The organism is Hymenobacter defluvii (genome assembly GCF_017589435.1).
Classification (GTDB): Bacteria; Bacteroidota; Bacteroidia; order Cytophagales; family Hymenobacteraceae; genus Hymenobacter; species Hymenobacter profundi.
In genome coordinates, this window is the sequence record NZ_JAGETX010000137.1 from 1 (window position 1) to 274 (window position 274).

Sequence of the window (274 nt, forward strand, 5' to 3'; positions counted from 1 at the left end):
AAAAGTTCAAAGCTGAGGTATACGTTCTGTCGAAAGAAGAAGGTGGTCGTCACACCCCATTCTTCAACAACTACCGTCCCCAGTTCTACCTGCGCACCACTGACGTAACGGGTATCATTACCCTACCCGAAGGTGTTGAAATGGTAATGCCTGGCGATAACATCACTATCACGGTTGAGCTGATCAACAAGGTAGCGATGGAGAAAGGTCTTCGTTTCACTATCCGCGAAGGTGGCCGTACGGTAGGTGCCGGTCAGGTGACTGAAATCCTCGA

At 50.0% G+C, this 274-nt stretch carries 1 pseudogene; it reads left to right on the plus strand.

Features of this window, described 5'->3' with window-relative positions:
• A pseudogene (gene tuf / locus J4D97_RS23350) lies at positions 1 to 274 on the plus strand (elongation factor Tu); the annotation flags it as partial.